We start from the raw sequence: 2,046 nt of genomic DNA on the forward strand, positions 1-2,046 counted from the left end.
AAGCTGCATTTGGCCACCCCTAATGTGCTCAACGGTTCGGTTCTTCGATCAACTTGGGCTATAATCTGCGCCCTTTTTTGAATCACCTGCCAGGCGATTTCCCATGACCAAACAGGCCGCCGAAGTCGCGAAACGCCGCACTTTCGCCATTATTTCCCACCCCGATGCCGGTAAGACCACCATCACCGAGAAGCTCTTGCTGATGGGCAAGGCGATTGCGGTAGCTGGTACGGTGAAATCGCGTAAATCCGACCGCCATGCCACCTCCGACTGGATGGAAATGGAAAAGCAGCGGGGTATTTCCATTACCACGTCGGTCATGCAGTTCCCGTATCGCGAGCACATGATCAACCTGCTCGACACCCCGGGCCACGAAGACTTCTCCGAAGATACCTACCGCACCCTGACGGCGGTGGACTCGGCCTTGATGGTCCTCGACGGCGGTAAAGGTGTAGAGCCACGGACCATCGCCCTGATGGATGTCTGCCGTCTGCGTGACACGCCGATTGTCAGCTTCATCAACAAACTAGACCGTGACATCCGCGACCCGATCGAACTGCTCGACGAAATCGAAGCCGTCCTCAAGATCAAGGCTGCGCCGATCACCTGGCCGATTGGTTGCTACCGTGACTTCAAAGGCGTGTATCACCTCGCCGATGACTACATCATCGTGTACACCGCCGGTCACGGCCACGAGCGCACCGAAACCAAGATCATCGAGAAGCTCGACTCCGATGAAGCCCGTGCGCATCTGGGTGACGAGTACGAGCGTTTCATCGAGCAGCTGGAGTTGGTGCAGGGCGCCTGCCACGAGTTCAACCAGCAGGAATTTCTCGACGGCCAACTGACCCCGGTGTTCTTCGGTACGGCACTGGGCAACTTCGGTGTCGACCACGTACTCGACGCCGTCGTTGATTGGGCGCCGCGCCCACTGGCACGCGTGGCCAACGAGCGCACCGTGGAGCCGGTGGAAGAGAAGTTCTCGGGCTTCATCTTCAAGATCCAGGCGAACATGGACCCGAAACACCGCGACCGCATCGCCTTCATGCGTATCTGCTCCGGCAAATACGAGAAGGGCATGAAGATGCGCCACGTGCGCACCGGCAAGGACGTGCGCATCGGCGACGCGCTGACCTTCTTCTCCTCCGAGCGTGAGCAACTGGAAGAAGCGTTCGCCGGCGACATCATCGGCCTGCACAACCACGGCACCATCCAGATCGGCGACACCTTCAGCGAAGGCGAAGTCCTGGGCTTCACCGGTATCCCGCACTTCGCCCCGGAACTGTTCCGTCGCGTGCGCCTGAAAGATCCGCTGAAATCCAAGCAACTGCGCCAAGGCTTGCAGCAGTTGGCCGAAGAAGGCGCGACCCAGGTGTTCTTCCCTGAACGCAGCAACGACATCATCCTCGGCGCCGTCGGTGTGCTGCAGTTCGATGTGGTCGCCAGCCGCTTGAAAGAGGAGTACAAGGTCGAATGCTCCTACGAGCCGATCACCGTTTATTCCGCGCGCTGGATCGAATGCAGCGACAAGAAAAAGCTTGAGGAATTCTCCAACAAGGCTGTGGAAAACCTGGCACTGGACGGCGGCGGTCACCTGACCTACCTCGCACCTACGCGGGTCAACCTGGCCCTGATGGAAGAGCGCTGGCCGGATGTTAAATTCCGTGCGACCCGTGAGCACCATTAAGCGCTGAGTTGAAACACCAGAAACCCCGTCGCGAAAGCTGCGGGGTTTTTTGTTACCTGACGCAATCCCCTGTAGGAGCGAGCCTGCTCGCGAAAAATTCAGACCCGCCGCGTTTATTCAGGCAGCACGCGTCATCATTGACGACCATCGCGAGCAGGCTCGCTCCTACAGTAATCCGGGGTGTTCACAACATTCTCCGACTCGCCGCGGGCACTGTAGGAGCGAGCTTGCTCGCGAGGGATCCGGATTCGCCATGAATGCCTGCGTCATTGTTCACTGGGAACCAATGTCCCCTGGTGGAAAACCATCTGCCACTGCTCGCCCCGATTACGCCAGATGGAACTGCGCAGACTGTGGAC

At 58.7% G+C, this 2,046-nt stretch carries 1 protein-coding gene; it reads left to right on the plus strand.

What is annotated here, in order from left to right; genetic code table 11:
- The first annotated feature begins 103 nt into the window (after positions 1–103).
- The gene (locus AC1DVH_RS30135) at positions 104–1,687 is read left to right on the plus strand and encodes a peptide chain release factor 3 (protein WP_060541686.1); all 1,584 of its coding nucleotides are present in this window, start codon (positions 104–106) and stop codon (positions 1,685–1,687) included.
- Positions 1,688–2,046 lie beyond the last annotated feature (359 nt).

Source organism: Pseudomonas sp. P4_C3, assembly GCF_056402075.1.